Genomic DNA, 18,517 nt, shown 5'->3' with positions numbered 1-18,517 from the left:
AGATATGAAATCTACCCTAATCTCAAGAGCTGTATTGCTGGCTTTACTTAGTGGGCTGCTCTGGAGCTGCAACAAGGACGGCGAGGAGGACCCTGTAATCGATCCTTCTGCTACACTGGAAGAGCAAATTAACAATTGGATTTATGATGTAATGGATGAAGTCTATTACTGGAGGCAGAATATGAAGACTCCAATCGCAGAGACATCTGATCCTACAGCCTATTTCAACTCTCTGTTAAACACTCCTACAGATCGTTTTTCGGTTATTTACCCGGATTATCAAGAATTGATTAATTCCCTTCAGGGCATTTCCCTTGATCCTGGATACGAAGCTAAATGGTATGGAGTTCCTAACTCTGATGACGTTTATGGAGAAGTAATTTACACCAAGGAAAATAGTCCTGCCTCCTCAAAAGACCTAAAAAGAGGCGATGTCATTGTCGCAATAAATGGCATTGAACTGACGAGGAGTAACTTCTCTGAACTTCGTGGACAAGCAGAGCTAACCCATACAATCACCACCCTTCGCTTCAATGAGGAGACTTTGGCTTATGAAGAAATGCCAGAAATTTCCCTCACTCCAATTCAGTTCTCCGAAGACCCAAACTTTCTAGATTCTATCTATACGGTCGATAATCAAAAAATTGGGTACGTTGTGTATAATTTCTTTGCTCCTGGCACTACGGCAGACGCTACTAAATATGACAAAGAAATGGATGCTGTTTTTGCCAAAATGAAAGCAGAGAATATCAATAACTTGGTTTTGGATCTACGCTACAATGGTGGAGGATATGTTTCTTCTGCGGTTAATTTAGCAAGCCTCATTGGTCCTGGAGTAACCAGTTCTGATGTTTTTTCCAAGACGAAATACAATCAGTTCATTATGACAAATATTCCATCTTTGAGTAATGTGCAGACAACCTTCCTTGAAAAAACACAAAATATAGGTAATTCATTAACAGGAAATCGAATTTACGTGTTGACCTCAAACGGAACAGCTTCAGCATCTGAACTGATCATCAATGGTCTAAAACCTTATATGGATGTCTTCCTTATAGGCGGTGTCACCTACGGAAAAAATGTAGGATCCATCGCTATCGAAGACGAAGAGAATACTGAAAATGCTTACGGCCTTTTACCTATAGTTACTCAAAGTTTCAACAGCTTAGATCAATCTGATTACAATACGGGGTTCACTCCCAATATTGCTGTAAATGAAAACAGCGAGCGCCTAAGAGCGTTGGGAGATGTAAATGAAATCATGCTCAGAACGGCCATCGAACAAGTTACGGGCACACCTTCCTCAGCCAGAGTCACCAAACTGGACCGAGTAGAACTCGCAAATACCTTAGACGGAAAAACCCGGATGGGCCAGATGATTGAATCCCAAATCAAAAAATAAGAAGTTAGCCCCGATAGTTCGGGGCTTTTTTTTGCTTTTATCACACCATCAAATAATTGGTTAATTCATATAATTTCCAGACATTATAGGCGTGAACTGCTCTAAATGCTTATCAAAGAGTTAGTTTATAAAACATATTAACCACTATATTTTATGATCAACCAAAAACAACTTTGGAAAAAACCTGCATTATATGCAGGAATCCTCATGGGCGCCCTTGCCTTCTCCTGCCAGCAAGAGGCAGAATCTCCTATCGCCGGAGATTCAATTGAATTTGTGAAATACCAGTCGGGTGATATCATTCCAGGGAAATACATTGTTACGTTAATGCCTACAGGAATTAGTTTCAGAAAAGACATGTCCTATATTGCCGTCCAAGCATCTATGAGAAAAACCGGTTCGGAGCTTTTGGCAAAATATAGAATCGATCAAGAAAATCTTGGTTATGTATATGGCAGCAGCATAGAAGGATTTGCTGTCACTTTAACAGACGAACAATATCAGTCCATCTCGCAAGACCCAACAGTATTGGCTATAGAACCAGATCGAGTTATTGCTCTAGGTCGACCTCCAGGTAAAGGTCCTGGAAATGGTGGTGGAGGCGGAGGTGAAACTTCTTCCCAACAAACTCCATATGGTATCGACAGAGTAGGTGGAGGAACGACCTATTCAGGAGATAACAAAGCATATATCATTGACTCAGGAATTGACTCTTCACATCCTGATTTAAATGTTGTTGATAGTATTGGCTATAATGCCTTTTCCAAAGGAAAAGACTCTGACATCGGCAGCGATGGAAACGGTCACGGAACACACGTATCAGGGACTGTAGGAGCGATTGATAATAACATCGGCGTAATCGGGGTAGCCCCAGGAGTTACTCTTATTCCTGTAAAAGTTTTGGACTCTAGAGGCTCAGGATCGTATTCTGGAGTGATTGCAGGCGTCGATTTTGTAACAGCAAATGCATCAAACGGAGATGTTGCCAATATGAGTTTGGGAGGACCGGTTTCTCAGGCATTGGACAACGCGGTAATCGCATTAGGTGCTAGTGGAGTAAAGGTTGCATTAGCTGCAGGAAATGAATCTGATGATGCACGGTATCATTCACCAGCTCGTGCAAATGGCCCAAACATCTATACTGTCTCAGCCATAAATAGTACTGACAGATTTGCTTCATTTTCAAATTACGGCTCCCCTGTTGATTTTGCTGCTCCTGGAGTAGGAGTACTTTCTACAGTACCAGGAGGATATGCCAGCTATAACGGAACTTCTATGGCATCTCCACATGTGTGTGGATTATTATTATATGGCACTCCAAATAATGGAGGAACCGCTATAAATGATCCTGATGGAAATCCTGATCCAATCGCTGTTAAATAAAGTTCTCATAATAAATCAAAAGGTGACTCATACGAGTCACCTTTTTTTTGCTCATTATCAAATTGTTAAGTTTCTATTTTCAGAAAGATCACGCAGAAATTGCTGTTAAATTTGAGGTTCAATTTTGAATGTCATGGAGATCGCAGCGAGTTTCATCTTAATACTTACAATTTACTTTATGGGCTGCCTGGCTTTGGTTCAGGAAGTAGTAAGACCTAACAGAAAACTAGTAATCGAAGGCGAAAGCAAAAAAAGACATTGGGTAACAAACTATCCAAAAATCATAACCCTAAGCTTTGGAATCTCATTAATCACCACATTCATCGCTTACTACCTGTTTCTTAGCTAAGAAGAATTCATACTTAAAACGAGAAAAAGGGCTTCCAAATTAATTTGGAAGCCCTTTTTTACTTTCATTCCGTAACAGAATTACTCAAACAAATCGAACTTCAATCCAAAGTTTAGTCTTGCATTGTAATATTCCGCCTGCATCGTTCTAGCTTTTGTTCCTTGATAATATCTCAAAGGTTGGTTAGTCAGGTTATTTCCTTCAAAGAAAACTCTCCATTTTGGAGTGATCGCATACGAGGCATTTACGTCCAAGAACGTCTGCTTGTCATAGTAACGATCTTCGAAACCTTCTCCACCCAATTCATCCAAATAATCTGAAGCATAATTCAGCGACACTCGCATTACAATTCTCTTTGATTCATAAGAAAGTGACGCGTTGAACATGTTATCCGCTGTACCCGGCAATTCAATATCATCATTGTCTCTGCCTTCAATGCCTGTGGTAGATGATTTTGTGTAAGTGTAGTTTAGGTAAATTCCGAATCCTTTCCACAACTGACGCTGAATGGAAGCTTCAAGTCCATAGATTTTAGCAGTTCCACCATTTTCAGGACGGGAATATTGAAGATCAGATCCAAACTGAGGATCACTATAACCTTGAGAAGTGATGGTATAAACGAAATCATCAATATCCTTATAGAAACCACCCAAGTAAATCAAACCCACATTGTCAAAATACTGCTCTCCCATCAAATCGAAATTCATTGCAGTGGCTGGCTTCAAATTAGGGTTACCGCGAGAAAGTTCTTCGTCCTCAGGACTGAACTCAGCATAAGGAACCAAATCAAAGTAGTTCGGTCTGGCAATGGTATTAGTCCATGCAAATCTTAGAACTGAGTTGGAATTCATATTGTACTTCAAATGTACCCCAGGCATAAAGTTGGTATAGCTTTGCTCACCTTCTGCTGATGAAATCTCTTCGTTATCAATATCAAAGATATTCCCGACGTAGTCAATTGCTGTATGCTCAAGACGTACACCAACAATTCCTGAGAACTTTTCTGAGAACTGATGATCAGCCATCACGTAACCACCGGTAATTGTTTCTTTCGCAGTGAAATTTCCTGGGGCATATTCTTCAGGAATATCACTCTGTTCAAACAGTCCGGCGTTATTGAAATCCAATCCTCCCAAATACTCAGGAGTCATAAATGTGCCTACTTGATATTGTGAACCTACCAGGTAATTTGGATCTGAGTAGTTCCTATTTGGTACATTCGCCAAAGTTTCTCCGAAAGCTTCCTCATCCAATGGTTCGTATTCGTAGAAATTATTTTCCCGCTCCTTATTTTTCCCTCTATAACGCAGACCGAATTGAAGAATGCCCTTAGGGCTATATGGAAGTTTGAAATCCAATTTGGCATTTAAGTCACGATCAGAAGTGTACCCATACTGCTCTGATAGCCCATTAAGACCAATACTAAGATTATCAGCCGGATCGGTCAGATATGCGTAGGGTTTCTCCGGATTTGAAACATTTACAGTAACATTCTGGCCTGATGACCTATAGGAAGTGTAGCGCTCAAAAGGCCTTTCTTCAGATGCTTTTGCATAAGTCGCAGACCAATCCATTTTCAGTTTATTGAATAAGTGGCTACCGCCAAGTGTCGTATTATAAACTCGCTGATCTTCAAGTCTAGCTGCTTTGTTTCTATCGCTATCCAGTCCACCTTTGGTCTCGTATTCTACACGGCCTTTTGTCAGGTAATTCCCGGGACTAACTTCAGTAAAGTCTCCATCATCAAATGAATCGTCTAACTGACTTACTCTCATTCTGAATCTGTTTTCCCAATCATCCCTGTGATTGTACATTCCGGAAAGGAATAGGGTATGGTTATCATTGATTTCATAATCAAAGGCAACCGAAGCAGATCTACGAACACGCTGCACTCTATATTCTCTGATATCAAATTCTTCCAAGGCAACGCCATTATCATACTCTTTCCATACTGCCTCGATATTGTCGGAGCCAAAGCGGTGATTGTTGTAAGAACCTGAAAAGATAGCTCCCAATTTATCATTAAAGAATCTGTTGCCTATGATCAAACCGCCAGTCCAGATTGGTTTATTGGAAAGTAAATTGACTCCAGAAGCTGCAGTTCCAGATATCCGAAGTGAATTTGGAGCCTGACGTGTAACTAGGTTAACCGAGCCACCAATTGCATCTGCATCCATACTTGGAAGCACCGCTTTGTTTACTTCAATAGTCTGGATCATGTCTGATGGAATCAAATCCATCTGTACATTTCTGTTATCTCCTTCTGCAGATGGTATTCTTTCTCCATTCAAAGTCACAGAATTCAGCTGAGGAGCAAGTCCACGGATAATAATATTTCTAGCTTCACCCTGATCATTTTGCATGGTGATACCAGGAATTCTTTTCAGCGCATCCCCAATATTTGCATCCGGAAAACGACCAATCTGATCAGAGGAGACCACATTGGTGATATTCGCATTGTTCTTTTGCTGGTTAAGTGCTTTGGCTTGACCTTTCAATCGATCGCCCATGACCACAAATTCCAGACTTTCAATCGTAGTTTCATCCAGTTTGAAATTCAAAATGGTAGTCTGACCATTTTCTACCTCAGTATCATGAATCAAAGAACCATAACCCAGGTAAGAAACTTCTATTTGATAAGATCCTGCTGGAAGGTCAACAATGGAAAAATCTCCAGACTGATTGGTGATAGTACCAATGGTGGTTCCCTTCAAAATAACATTTGCACCAGGCATGGATAGGTTCTGTGCATCGATAACCCTACCTCTTAAAACACCCTGCGCCAGCATCTGATGACTCAGGCAAAAAGCTGCAATCAAGGTAATTGCTCTTAGTAATTGATTTTGCATAAATATGAGGTTGAAAGATTAATTTTTTGATTTTAGAATGTCACCAGCCATGTCTTCCCAGCGATAGATCTGGAAGGTTTTGTCATCAGACATGGCTACAAAAAGTCCGTGAGGAAAATCAGGTCCTAAAGCCAAACTGATGGATTCAGACCCGTCACTGGAAATAGTACTTGTGGCGATTTTGGTAATCAAACTGTGATCATGTGGGTTGGAAGCAGAACCTTCCCTTGGGAAAACATGGAAAAGGTTTGAACCTTGGTCCGATACTAAAATGTAACCGGTGGTATCATCGAGTTTGTAAATGGAAATTCCCTCATGATCGTCAGAAAATCCCTCTTGGGCAAAAAACGCAAGTTCTTCATTTCCTTTCTCAGGATCAGCGTAGTACTTTTTCACTCCAACTCCTTCGTCGGAATAATAGATATATCCTAATTCAGCATCAACAGCTATGGCTTCTATTTCTTTTTTACCAGAGTAGGAGCCAAACTTCCGAACTTCCTTGAGGCTGATTTGACCATTTTGTCCGAGAATCTCATATTGCCATAAGTAAGTCCCATCGGTGGGTCCATTTTTTCTTCCGGCGATTACATAATTCTTACCTGTGGTTTTGTCTTGAAAAAGAGCTACTCCCATCAGATCTCTGAAATCAGCGCCGGATTCACCTTCATACACTTCGATTCCTCCTGCATTAATCTCCTTCATATCAGGAAGGCTAAAAAATCTCAATTTGGAAGTCATTCGCTCTCCGGTAACAGCAAAGTCAACGGTGCGATCCCCTAGATCTAATCCATATCCCACATCCACATTATTTGGACGCTGAATACCTCGCACTATTAATGAATCAATTACATTCCCTTTCAGGTCAAATACATAAAGAGCTCCCTCGGCATCCTTATCAGTACCGATGATCAGGCTTTTGCTAGGATCGGAAGGATGCACCCAAATTGCTGGATCATCAGTATCATGAATCACCGAGTCTGTCACGTAGAATGGCTTCACTAAGCTTTGTTCTACTGCTACTCCTTCCTCTTGTTGTTGAACTGGCTTACTACAGGAACTTACGAGAATTCCCAGAGCGGACAGTCCATAAATTAGTCTGCTTGTTGACATAAGATTTAAAATGGTTTTGATGCTACAATGTTAGCTCGGACAGCCGCTGTAGACTAGAAAAGACTGTTATCAATTGAGCAACAATGGAGAAATTGACCGTTAACAAAACCTAAACAAAATTTCAAAAATCAATCGTAATGAATTGAATTATAGATCATTACTATATGTTAAAAACTGATTAACAAATTGTAAATCATATACAAAGAAGAAATTGCTGTAAACTATCCTCCTTTTGAAGGTTCAATTTCTTGCGAAGTCGGTAGCGGGAAATACGAAGGCTATCCATGGAAATACCAAGGGAAGAGGCGATCTCTTTGGAGTTTAGATTCAAGCGCATCAGACTGGCAAGTTTCATTTCTGCAGGAGTCAAACCTCCAGATCTAGTCTGTATGATTTTGAAAAAATCCTGATGCACTCTCTCAAAGGTTTGCTTGAAATCATCCCAATCTGTATCGTGCGAAAAATTAAAATCAATTTGCTTGATCAAATTGCGGATCCTTTTCTTTTGCTCCTTTGGATCCTCTTCCAAAATGCTCTTCAGTTTAGTCTGAATATCTTCTAGCATTTGATTTTTGTCGATGACATGGAGAGTTTGGGCGGTAAGGGATTTTGAATGTGCTTGATCTTCAGCCGCCATCTTCAACTCAAGTAATTTTAGGTTTTCCTTCTCCGTGTTGATCAATTGCTCCTTCACTTGTAAAATCTCATCTTGTCGAAGTAGCAATTCTCTATTACTCCTAATTTTCAGCTTTTGTCTATTGAAAATCACCCATCCTAGCACGCAGAGAAGACTGACTAAAAACAATAGCAACCATTTGACTTTTGTGTCAAAACTCCGGGTTTGCTCCAGCTCCTTAATCTGCTGATTTTTTGTAAAGAGATTATATTGAGCTTCCTGAATTGCCAACTGACGGGTGGTCTCTTCTGAAAACACCAAGTCACTCAATTGGCGGCTTTGCTCCAGGTATTTGAAGGCGTTTTCATAATCTTCCATCTCAGCATAGGCCTTTGAGATATCTACTACAGCTGACTTTTGCTGATAAAGCATCCCAAGCCGCTGGCTCATTTCAGCTGCTTTTCTGGAGAACTCCAAGCCTTCTTTTGCTTCTCTTGTTTTGCGCAGCACATCCCCAAGATTATTCAGATTACCTATTAACCGCAGACTATCGCCCAATTCCGAATTCAATAAAAATGCTTTTTGAAAATTAGAATAGGCAGAATCGTACTTTTCCAAGTCTTCGTAAATGCTTCCAATATTTTCCCGGACAAAAGCTATTTCGGGCTTCATGCCTAAAGACTCAAAAAGCTGGAGAGATTCTGTCTGATACTCCAAAGCTTTTGGGTAGGAACCGATTTTCTCAAACATCCCACCGATGTAACTTTTGGTCTCCGCCTCTCCTGCTTCATCATTGATTTCCTGATAGATCTTCAGTGCTTTTTCATGCCTATTCAGTGCACTTTCTGAATTCTTGATCTTGTAATAAACTTCTCCCAGCACATTATTGACTTGCGCCAATGGACGCCTTTTCCCGCTACTTTCAAAAATGTGCTCTGCTTCATAAAGTGCTTCAGTTGCTTCCTGAAACATCCCGAATTGAAAAAGTATTTTGCCCCGCAACAGCTGGATTCGAGCTGTCAGAGAATCTATATTACTGGCTCGGCTTTTCTCCAGCAATTCAGAAGCAAATGCAAAAGCTGTCTCCGGTGAACTTTTGGAAACTATCCAAGCCGAATCCAATTGTTGAGTAAGTGATTTTGGGCTTTGTGCCAAAGAAATAGCTGAGCAAAAACAAGATAAAACTACAGCCAAAAAGCAAATTCGTTTGAGACTTTCCATAACCCATAAAGATCCGTGAATTAAGTCTCGAAGCTGTTAAGAAAAAGTTTCCTTTCAATTACCTTTTACGAACTATCCCAGTGGCATTTCTTAGTCACTCCGGTAAAATTTTTCATAAAAAAAACCGGCATCGCTGCCGGTTTAGAATTCATTACACAAATTGATCAATTTGTTTTGGCAAGATTCTCTTTAGCGAAATCAAATGAAGGATCTAGTGAAATTGCTTCTTCAAAGGCAGTCTTTGCTTCTACTTTGGAGCCTTGGTCTAGGTAAATCATCCCCTTTAAGTTCAGAGCTGCTGCTTTCATACTAATCTCCTGGGTTTCTGTTTGAGACTTAGGAAATCCGACTTTATCCTCAGGCTTAGCATTTTTGATAAGCATGTTCATAGAATTCAAAGCTTCAGGATATTTTTTCAAGCTGTACTGAAGATATCCTGTTTTATAAAGGCTAAAATTATCGCCACTTAGTAAGTAAAGACTTTCGAAGTATGGAAGTGCTCTTTCCAATGCCCCAACTTGCTCTAAGGAATAAGCAGCGATTTCTAAAGAAGCGATGCTTTTATCATTGACTTTCAGTACGTCCATAGACACTAGAGCTGCTGACATGGACTGTCCTGACTCATAATAAAGTGATCCCAGCATCTCTATGTAACGTATGTCATCAGGGTTTCTCACGATCAATTCGTAGAGAAAACTCTTTGCAGAAGTCATATCATTGTAGCGCATAGCCAGCTGATAAGCAGCCTGATCCGCTACATTCAGGGTTTTCTTAAGTTTAGGATCAAGTCTAGCTACAGAGTCTGCAGTCTGGGCAATAGTAGTGCTGGCGCAAAAGGCCATAAGCAGCATGAGTAATACGTGCTTCATTTTAGATTGATTTTGATTTAGTTTATGAATTTGGGCGATCTAACACTGGAGATAATCCTTTGGATTTGGCTATCTCCAGCATCAATTCACGTGCCTGTTCAGGATTATTGTGAATTTTGCCCTCCAATATAGCTTCTTTAATTTCTTCTTTAATATCCCCAACGATTTTTGAAGGCTCCAAACCGAAAATCCTCATGATTTCTTCCCCAGAAATGGGAGGCTGGAAATTTCTGACCTGGTCCTTTTCTTCAACTTCGATCAGCTTTTGAGCTACTTTATCGAAATTCTCCAAGTATCGTTTTACTTTTTTATTATTCTTTGACGTGACATCTGCCCTGCAAAGTTTCATTAAATCATCGATATCGTCTCCCGCTTCGAAAAGCAACCTTCGCATCGCTGAGTCTGTTACTTCATCTTTGACCAAAGCAATCGGACGAAGATGAAGTTTTACCAGCTTCTGCACATATTTCATCCTGTCGTCCATGGGAAGCTTTAGCCTTCTGAAAATTCCCGGTGTCATTCGAGCTCCTTTGTCTTCATGACCATGAAATGTCCATCCAACTTTTTTGTTGAACCGCTTAGTCGCTGGCTTTGCAATATCATGAAGAATAGCTGCCCAACGAAGCCAAAGGTCATCACTAGTCTGGCAAACATTATCAAGAACCTGCAGCGTATGATAAAAATTATCCTTGTGGGACTTGTCATCCACGGAGTCCACTCCCTGCAATTCTACCATTTCCGGGAAAAACTCATGAAGTAACTTCCCTGCAAAAAGCAATTTAAACCCATAAGATGGCTTTTTGACTTCTATGATTTTGTTGAGCTCAACAATGATTCGTTCGGCAGAAATAATATTCAACCGGTGAGCATTTTCACTAAGTGCATAAAACGTATCTCCATCAATATCAAAATCCAACTGAGCTGCAAATCGTACAGCTCTAAGCATACGTAGTGGATCATCAGAAAATGTCACATTCGGCTCTAGAGGAGTGCGAATCAGTTTTTTCTTAATATCCCCTAATCCATCAAACGGATCCAACAAATCACCATAATTGGCTGAATTCAATGAAATCGCCATGGCATTGATCGTGAAGTCCCTTCGCTCTAAATCTTCCTGAAGCGTACCTGTCTCTACAATAGGATTTCTAGAGTCTGCTCGATAGGATTCTTTTCTAGCCCCTACAAACTCAAGCTCCCAATCATCTAGCTTCAACATGGCTGTACCAAAATTCTTAAAAACAGAAAGCGGTACATGTTCTTCGTACTGTTTTGCTACCTCCTTAGCAAGCTCTATCCCACTACCTACACAGGTAAAGTCAATATCTTTTTGCCCACTTTTCTCTCTTTTCAGAATCAAGTCTCTCACATAACCTCCAACCACATAGGTTTCTAACCCTAAATTGGCAGCAGCTTTTGCGACTTTTTCAAAAACTTCGAATTCGTCAAGATGCGATTTGAAATTCATCCTTTAATAATTTTGACATCTCCCTCTGGACCCAAAAACATCTCTTTTGTGCTTGGGCTTAGCAGCGGAAATAAGATTGTGGTCTGATGCGAAGTGTCTTCTTTCGTATCTAATTTGACCAAAACGGGCTGAGAAATCTGAAAAAGTAGTTTGTTCCAATTTGGCTCCAGAATCAGACTAAACTTCAGCTCACCATCCTGAATTGGACCATTTTTAAGAATGCGATTAGCTGGGCTATGATAGACAGTAGGCTTGTTGGCATACTCTACTATATCTAATGAAACCTCAGAAAACGGCTCACAAATCGTACGGATTTGGAATAAATCAAAAAGTAAAAAAGTCCAGTCTTCGCCCATTTCAGTCCGCCAAAGTTCTGGCTTCATGAATGTGACTACTTTTCCATTTCCTTCTTTCAGATGAAGAATACCTTTTTCTCTAAAAGCTGATAATAATTGTGCGTGCTCCAAAGCGGTTTATTTTTTCACAAAAATAATCAGAATTTTGAGAGCAAGCTTCTTTGGGGTAAAAGCAAAAAAACCTTCCCCGTAAAAGGAAGGCTTTTGAATGACTATGGAGAACGTATTATTTATCCTCCTTTTCCAGTTTTCTGTTAAGAAAAAAGCTAGACATCAAGCCTATTCCTCCAAAAATGAAGATGCAGGAACTGAAAGCAACCCCTTCTTCCATTCCGCCTGAATTGAACATTGCTCCCACTAATACGCCTGCACCAACTCCAATAGCCAAAAGTGCAAGGTTTAGGATAAATTGACCAAATCCGTACTTCTTGCCGGAGTTGAAGAGCTTTGCATCAGCACCATTTTCAATGAGAGCTAGTCTTTCCTTATTTCGGGTAGTCAAGAAAATATAAATGACTCCGAAAATACTAGAGAAAATAATCAATGTAACTAAGATGGTTTCTGCCATGATCTGTGTGTTTTTTCTTCTTGGATGCATTATCCCAACCAAAAGGTTACAACTCTATTAAAAAAACTGTAACTTTTTTTCGGGTACTTGCATCCAATGTAAAAATGCGATTCCAGGAAGACCACCTTTATATAGAGAGAACGTTACGGGGTAATAGGCATGCTTATGGACAATTGATCCAAAAGCATGAAAAATATGTATTCACCCTAGCGATGCGTATTCTGAAAAATAGAGAGGAAGCAGAGGAAACATGTCAGGACACCTTTATGAAAGCGTACCATTCCTTGAAAACATTTGAAGGAAAATCTAAATTTACTACTTGGCTATATACTATTGTATATAATGAGGCATTGGGTAGATTGAGAAAATCAAAGAATTATACGGTCCAATTAGATGAGATAGAGGAAATGGAAAGTAATTCATCAGATTACTTGGATGGATTAAAATCACTACAACTAGCTGAAAGAAAAGATCTAATAAAACGAGGTTTGGATGCCATGAAGCCCGCAGAATCTGCAGCACTTACCTTGTTTTATTTAGAAGAACAAAGCGTAAAAGAAATTGAAGAAATAATGGGATTGACAAGTTCTCATGTAAAAATTCTATTACATAGAGGAAGAAAAAGTCTTTTAGAATCTCTGCTAAAAATAACAAATAGTGAATTAATTCATTTGCTATAAATGAAGCCTAACTTAGTTAGAAAGGAAATGGTAAGGAACGCCATTAATTATAACCCATAAATAAGCTGGTTCCAATAGTACAAATGAATTTCAATAAATGAGCAAATGACAAATCAAGGAAAGGAAGAGGAATATATAAGACAGTTCATTTCTGAGCTCGGCACAATGTCTCCTTCAGTAGGTTTTCATGAATCTATATTGGAGAAGATAAACTCAAGAACCTCGTTATCAGTCTATAAACCAGTGATTTCTGCTTTAGCATGGAAGATTATTGGAAGTACTTTGGCAATACTATTTATCACGGTCTTTTTATTTGCTCCCAATGGTAGCGAAGCTAATTCTTTATTTAGTCAGCTACCTGAGATCACCTATCCAGAATTGGCGATATCACTGCCTAAAATATCAGTACCTGTGATAAATCTATCCCACATAGTACTACAATCTCTAATCTCCTTTGTAATTCTGGCATCTTTAGCATTTATCATAACTTTAAGAAAATGGAAAATTTCATAGCTCATCATTAAAACAAAAAAAGACAGCCAATAAGCTGTCTTTTTTTCTATGTCAAGTATAATTAACTTCTTAACCAGTTAATAAATGTCTGATAGCCTACTCCAATTTCTCTGGCAAATGCAGCTTTAGTTTTTTTACCTGCTGCCTCTACCTTCTTCCACTCTTCAACTATCTTACTTTTCTCAGCATCTGTGAACGATCTTCTTTTAGAAGATTTAGCACCAGTGCTATTACCCGTTACAAGTGAAATCAATTCGTTCAATTCATTTAAGAATCTGCCATCATTCAAATGAAGACCAGCAGCCTCCAATTTTTTAATTACCTGATCTTTCGGGTTTACAGGAGTCACTGCAATACCCTTAGTAGCCGCCTCATGTAAATCGATCTTACTTCCGTCAGATGTTACATAAATAAATCCATCGCCTTTTTTCAGATCAGCAATAGCTTCTTTGATTAAATCTCTCATATTTTCTTATCTGTTGATAATTGTTAATTACAAACCAAGTGCAATATATATAATTATCATTCTTTGTTTTATTAAACAGAGAAATAAATAGCTTTTTTTTACAAATAAAAATTCCTGTTCCATCAAAAACTAATTCTGATTAAAATTAGACATCCATTGCTGGACAAGATTAAACGAATTAAAATTCAGACTAATAGCTCTGTAATATTGTTTTTCTAATGAACTATTAGAAAAGTTAGCACTATATTTTTTAATATTAATTTCATTCATAAGAAAACCTATTAGTTCTTGAAAATTTAAGAAAGAAGACATCCCACCTTCGAGCCCCTGTTTAAAGCACTCAATACCCCCTTCAAGTTCAAATAAGGAGACTTGGGATTTTAAATAGGAATAACGAGTTATTCCATTTTCTCTTATACTAAAAACCAAGATACTTTCGCTGTCACATTTTAAAGTAGCTATTTCTTCTAATTCCTCATTTAGTTTTATGTCTTCACATATAGACTCAACTAAAAACAGCATAAACGAACACCATAATCTTTCATGTTCAGGTAGCATTTTATTACCGCTATCCACATAACATTGGCTTAACTCTAAATTTAATCCTACTCCTGCTGACAGACAATATTCATTAATTTCTGAAAGATTATCGTCAGCATAATCTTGACTTGGCCAATAGCATACTATCTTCTTGCGAGCAATCACGAACTCATCAAAAAGGATAGCATATATTGAATTTAACACATCAAGATCTTCCTCAAACTTAGTCCAATCTATGCTGCTATATAAATCTATTGGATTTAGCATAAAGCTTTCGTTATCATTCGGTTGTAGGTCACAAAAGCTACCTAACTGTTTCTTTATGATTTGGTTTACGAGTGTAATTTCTCTGGGATTAGAATTCATATGATATATGTTAAAATGATGAGCACTAAAAGACTAGGCAAAAGTCACACACTTGCAGACTTTAATACCTAATAAAACTACTGACTTTCACATAAACCAAACAACAATTGACGCGTATTGTCGCGATATACTTATTGTTAAAACCTCAAGAAATTCGAGAAAAGTGATCTATTTAAAGTTCAAAAAGCCATTAATCGGGAATTTTTCCATAATTTTGAGCCCCATAAGAATCCAAACAAATTTCCATCCTCCCCCATTCTTATGGCTTCAAGCACCAAATACATCTTTATTACCGGAGGCGTTACTTCCTCACTAGGCAAAGGCATTATAGCTGCTTCATTAGGCAAGCTGCTACAAGCCAGAGGCTTCAGAGTAACCATCCAAAAATTTGACCCTTATCTGAACATCGATCCAGGCACTCTAAACCCTTATGAACACGGCGAATGCTATGTGACGGATGACGGTGCTGAGACAGATCTGGATCTAGGACATTACGAACGCTTTTTGAATATCCCTACCTCCCAAGACAATAATATCACCACGGGTAGGATCTACAACAATGTGATCACAAAGGAGCGTAAAGGCGAATTCCTTGGCAAAACAGTGCAGGTTATTCCACACATTACTGATGAAATCAAATCCAATTTTTACAAATTAGGTGAAGACGGAAAAGTTGACGTAGTAATCACAGAGATAGGTGGCTGTGTGGGAGACATAGAATCACTCCCCTTCATAGAAGCGGTAAGACAAGCGAAATGGGATTTAGGCCCAAATAATTTCTTGGTTATCCACTTAACGTTAATTCCTTATCTGAAAGCAGCGAAGGAATTAAAGACCAAGCCAACTCAGCACTCTGTCAAACAATTACTAGAAGCTGGTATTCAGCCAGACATTTTGGTTTGCCGTACAGAATACCATTTACCTTCTGATGTGAAGAAGAAGCTAGCATTATTCTGCAACGTTCAGCTTAATAATGTAATTGAAGCAATGGATGCAGACTCTATTTATGACGTGCCATTGCTGATGAAGAAGGAAAAGTTGGATGAGCGCGTAATGACCAAGCTTAAGCTTTCTTCCAAAGAAAACACTGACTTGGAAAATTGGAAAGATTTCCTAGGCAAGCTTAAAAATCCCACTCAAGAAGTGACAATTGGATTAGTAGGCAAATATGTATCCTTGCCTGATGCCTATAAATCCATTATCGAATCATTTACCCATGCAGGCGCTTCTATTGAGTGTGATGTCAACCTTCGATTGATTTCTTCAGAAGAATTAAATTCGGATAACATCATCCAGAAACTTACTGATTTGGATGGAATTGTAGTTGCTCCAGGATTTGGTGAGCGAGGCTTCGAAGGCAAAATTGAGACTGTAAAATATGCCAGAGAAAACAACATTCCATTCCTAGGGATCTGTCTAGGCATGCAGGTGGCAGTGATTGAATACGCACGAAATGTACTCAACCTAAAAGATGCCAATAGCACCGAAATGGATCCGAAAACGAGCAATCCGGTAATTGGGTTAATGGAAGAGCAAAAAAATATTGATCAAATGGGCGGAACTATGCGTCTTGGTTCGTATGCTTGCGACCTCAAAAAAGGAAGTAAGGCCTACCAAGCTTATGGGAAATCAAAAATCCAGGAGAGACATCGCCATAGATATGAGTTCAACAACGAGTATCTGAAAGAAATGGAGAGCAATGGCATGATCGCCACAGGCACAAATCCTGAAACAGGTTTGGTAGAAATCGTGGAAATTAAAAGCCATCCATGGTTTGTTGGCGTTCAATTCCACCCAGAATATAAAAGTACAGTATTAACTCCTCAGCCACTTTTTGTGAGATTCATTCAGGCGGCTGTTGACAAAAAAATTAAATAAAACACCCCGAAGTTTCATTTTCGGGACTACGATTAATCTTTATGGACAGAAATCAAGCAACTGGTTTGATTCTTTTTGCAGCAGTTATCCTTGTTTATTCGTTTTTCTTTGCGAGTACGCCTGAGATACCAGAAGTGGAAACAGCCACTACCACTCAAACAGAATCGATTCAATCAAATGCAGCAAACCAACCAGCAGTTACAGAGACTATTTCTGAAAATGATAGTACCCTGGATGCAGCAAGACTTGCAAAATATGGTGCTTTAGCAAGTATTACTATAGGAAAAGAAGAAACTCTTACACTTGAAAACGACGTAATCCTGGTGGAAATTTCTTCTAAAGGAGCACAAGTCAAAAAGGTAATTCTAAAAGAGTACAAAAGCTGGAAAATGGAGCCACTTGAACTTTTCAATCAGGAAAGTTCTAAAATGGATTTCTTGATAGAAAGCAAAAATGGACCTTTAGACCTGAACGATCTTTATTTCACTCCATCGGTAGAAAGTAGCCAAAATGAAGATGGCGAAACTATCCAAACTCTAACCCTCAAGGCAGGAACAGAAAGTGGACAAATTATCCAAACTTTCACTCTTGCTGATGGTAGCTACCAAGTGCACAAATCTTTTGAAGTAGATCGATATCAAAGTGTATTTACTGGAAACGCGCTATCCCTGACCTGGGAAGATCAAGTAATCGCTCAAGAGAGCAATCTCGCAGAATCTAGAAGACAAGCACAGCTTAACTATTATACTACCTCAGAGTCTTTTGACAACCTGGGAGCTGGAAATGATTTGGAAACAGAAACTATTCCTGAGCCTGTAAAATGGGTAGGCTTTAGTCAACGATTCTTTACAGCAGCAATGATTGCTGACACGGAGTTCCAAAGCGTCACGATCACCCAAAGTACTCCTGAAGCAGACAGTACTATTGTACGCAACATGGCTACCAGCTTATCTATCCCGCTTCAAGATGGAAAAGCTGGTTTCACATATTACTTTGGACCAGACCAATACAATACCCTCAAAAAAGTCACCAATGGATTTGAGGAAAATGTGGACATGGGCTACTTCTTCGTCAGCTGGGTTAACAAGTATATTATCGTTAACCTATTCGCCTTCTTAGAGAAGTTCTTCACCAACTACGGTGTCATCATTATCATCATCGTATTTCTGATCAAACTTGCGCTTTTCCCGCTCACTTATAAATCTTACATAGGTATGGCTAAGATGCGTGTGATCAAGCCAGAAATAGACGAATTGAAGGAGAAGTATGGTGACGACGCGACCAAGATGCAGCAGGAGCAGATGAAGCTCTTCTCGAAGCTGGGTGTGAGTCCTATCTCCGGTTGTCTGCCGATGGTGCTTCAGATGCCATTCTTGTTTGCGATGTTCTTCTTCTTTCCAAATGCAATTGAACTACGCCAAGAATCATTTCTCTGGGCAAATGACCTTTCTACCTATGACGTGTTTTTCAAACTCCCATTTACTATCCCTTTCTATGGGTCTCATGTGAGTATGTTTACACTATTGATGACGGTGTCTCAGATTATTTATACGCACTTCAACAATCAGCTGACTACGGCAACCGGGCCTATGAAAAACTTGGGCTATATCATGCCGGTGATGTTCATGTTCATTTTGAACTCTTATCCTGCAGGATTGAGCTTCTACTATTTCGTGTCAAACATGGTGACATTTGGTCAGCAAGCCTTGATCAAGCTATTTGTAGATGATGAGAAAATCAGAGCGAAAGTGGAAGAGAGCAAGGCGAAGAATGTGAATAAAAAGAAATCGAAATTCCAGCAGAAACTGGAAGATGCAATGAAAGCGGCAGATACCAACCGCAAAAAATAATTCTGACAAAGCGCTTAAAAAAGAAGTCCCAATAAG

The 18,517-nt window shown here is 39.2% G+C and carries 16 protein-coding genes; 7 read left to right on the top strand and 9 right to left on the bottom strand.

The annotated features are described in order from the left end of the window. Window positions 1-4 precede the first annotated feature (4 nt). The 3 genes from ACPUEN_RS18460 to ACPUEN_RS18450 all read left to right on the top strand — a co-directional run bounded on the left by ACPUEN_RS18460 (window position 5) and on the right by ACPUEN_RS18450 (window position 3,134). The gene (locus ACPUEN_RS18460) at window positions 5-1,402 is read left to right on the top strand and encodes a S41 family peptidase (protein WP_425637392.1); all 1,398 of its coding nucleotides are present in this window, start codon (window positions 5-7) and stop codon (window positions 1,400-1,402) included. A 153-nt stretch (window positions 1,403-1,555) separates the two neighbouring features. Next, window positions 1,556-2,785 carry a S8 family peptidase gene (locus ACPUEN_RS18455; RefSeq protein ID WP_425637391.1) on the top strand — a complete coding sequence of 410 codons (1,230 nt, stop codon included), beginning with the start codon at window positions 1,556-1,558 and terminating at the stop codon, window positions 2,783-2,785. A 133-nt stretch (window positions 2,786-2,918) separates the two neighbouring features. Continuing rightward, window positions 2,919-3,134 carry a hypothetical protein gene (locus tag ACPUEN_RS18450; RefSeq protein ID WP_425637390.1) on the top strand — a complete coding sequence of 72 codons (216 nt, stop codon included), beginning with the start codon at window positions 2,919-2,921 and terminating at the stop codon, window positions 3,132-3,134. Window positions 3,135-3,214: 80 nt separating this feature from the next. On the opposite strand, the gene ACPUEN_RS18445 is transcribed toward ACPUEN_RS18450, so the two are convergent. The 7 genes from ACPUEN_RS18445 to ACPUEN_RS18415 form a co-directional block, all read right to left on the bottom strand. After that, a complete protein-coding gene (locus tag ACPUEN_RS18445) occupies window positions 3,215-5,983 on the bottom strand; it encodes a TonB-dependent receptor (protein WP_425637389.1) in 2,769 nt (922 codons plus the stop codon). 18 nt (window positions 5,984-6,001) lie between these two features. Next, window positions 6,002-7,093: a phytase gene (locus ACPUEN_RS18440; RefSeq protein WP_425637388.1), complete on the bottom strand. Its 1,092-nt coding sequence runs from the start codon at window positions 7,091-7,093 to the stop codon at window positions 6,002-6,004. A gap of 193 nt (window positions 7,094-7,286) precedes the next feature. After that, on the bottom strand, window positions 7,287-8,903 hold the full coding sequence (locus ACPUEN_RS18435; RefSeq protein WP_425637387.1) for a tetratricopeptide repeat protein: 1,617 nt from the start codon (window positions 8,901-8,903) through the stop codon (window positions 7,287-7,289). Window positions 8,904-9,094: 191 nt separating this feature from the next. Continuing rightward, entirely contained in the window at window positions 9,095-9,799 is a 705-nt protein-coding gene (locus tag ACPUEN_RS18430) for a tetratricopeptide repeat protein (protein ID WP_425637386.1), read from the bottom strand. Between the two features lie 22 nt (window positions 9,800-9,821). After that, a complete protein-coding gene (locus tag ACPUEN_RS18425; RefSeq protein ID WP_425637385.1) occupies window positions 9,822-11,264 on the bottom strand; it encodes a CCA tRNA nucleotidyltransferase in 1,443 nt (480 codons plus the stop codon). Continuing rightward, window positions 11,261-11,731, bottom strand: coding sequence for a hypothetical protein (locus ACPUEN_RS18420; RefSeq protein ID WP_425637384.1), 471 nt, complete (start codon window positions 11,729-11,731; stop codon window positions 11,261-11,263). The genes ACPUEN_RS18425 and ACPUEN_RS18420 overlap by 4 nt, the downstream gene beginning before the upstream one ends. A gap of 115 nt (window positions 11,732-11,846) precedes the next feature. Further along, a complete protein-coding gene (locus ACPUEN_RS18415) occupies window positions 11,847-12,188 on the bottom strand; it encodes a DUF6249 domain-containing protein (protein WP_425637383.1) in 342 nt (113 codons plus the stop codon). 104 nt (window positions 12,189-12,292) lie between these two features. On the opposite strand from ACPUEN_RS18415, the gene ACPUEN_RS18410 reads away from it, so the two are divergent. Together ACPUEN_RS18410 and ACPUEN_RS18405 are read left to right on the top strand one after the other, a co-directional pair. Continuing rightward, on the top strand, window positions 12,293-12,868 hold the full coding sequence (locus ACPUEN_RS18410; protein ID WP_425637382.1) for an RNA polymerase sigma factor: 576 nt from the start codon (window positions 12,293-12,295) through the stop codon (window positions 12,866-12,868). 105 nt (window positions 12,869-12,973) lie between these two features. Next, window positions 12,974-13,381: a hypothetical protein gene (locus tag ACPUEN_RS18405; RefSeq protein WP_425637381.1), complete on the top strand. Its 408-nt coding sequence runs from the start codon at window positions 12,974-12,976 to the stop codon at window positions 13,379-13,381. A 61-nt stretch (window positions 13,382-13,442) separates the two neighbouring features. On the opposite strand, the gene ACPUEN_RS18400 is transcribed toward ACPUEN_RS18405, so the two are convergent. Together ACPUEN_RS18400 and ACPUEN_RS18395 are read right to left on the bottom strand one after the other, a co-directional pair. Further along, entirely contained in the window at window positions 13,443-13,847 is a 405-nt protein-coding gene (locus ACPUEN_RS18400) for a hypothetical protein (protein ID WP_111611510.1), read from the bottom strand. Between the two features lie 129 nt (window positions 13,848-13,976). Beyond that, complete coding sequence (locus tag ACPUEN_RS18395) at window positions 13,977-14,753, bottom strand: hypothetical protein (RefSeq protein ID WP_425637380.1); 777 nt, start codon at window positions 14,751-14,753, stop codon at window positions 13,977-13,979. A gap of 261 nt (window positions 14,754-15,014) precedes the next feature. Here ACPUEN_RS18395 and ACPUEN_RS18390 point away from each other — a divergent pair, with 261 nt between their 5' ends. Together ACPUEN_RS18390 and yidC are read left to right on the top strand one after the other, a co-directional pair. Continuing rightward, window positions 15,015-16,631 carry a CTP synthase gene (locus ACPUEN_RS18390; protein WP_425637379.1) on the top strand — a complete coding sequence of 539 codons (1,617 nt, stop codon included), beginning with the start codon at window positions 15,015-15,017 and terminating at the stop codon, window positions 16,629-16,631. A gap of 41 nt (window positions 16,632-16,672) precedes the next feature. After that, window positions 16,673-18,481 (top strand): membrane protein insertase YidC, encoded by a 1,809-nt coding sequence (gene yidC / locus ACPUEN_RS18385; protein ID WP_425637378.1) that lies wholly within the window; start codon window positions 16,673-16,675, stop codon window positions 18,479-18,481. Window positions 18,482-18,517: the final 36 nt, after the last annotated feature.

Source organism: Algoriphagus yeomjeoni, assembly GCF_049821175.1.
Taxonomy (GTDB): Bacteria; Bacteroidota; Bacteroidia; order Cytophagales; family Cyclobacteriaceae; genus Algoriphagus; species Algoriphagus yeomjeoni_A.
This window is presented reverse-complemented; position numbering and strand designations above follow the sequence as displayed.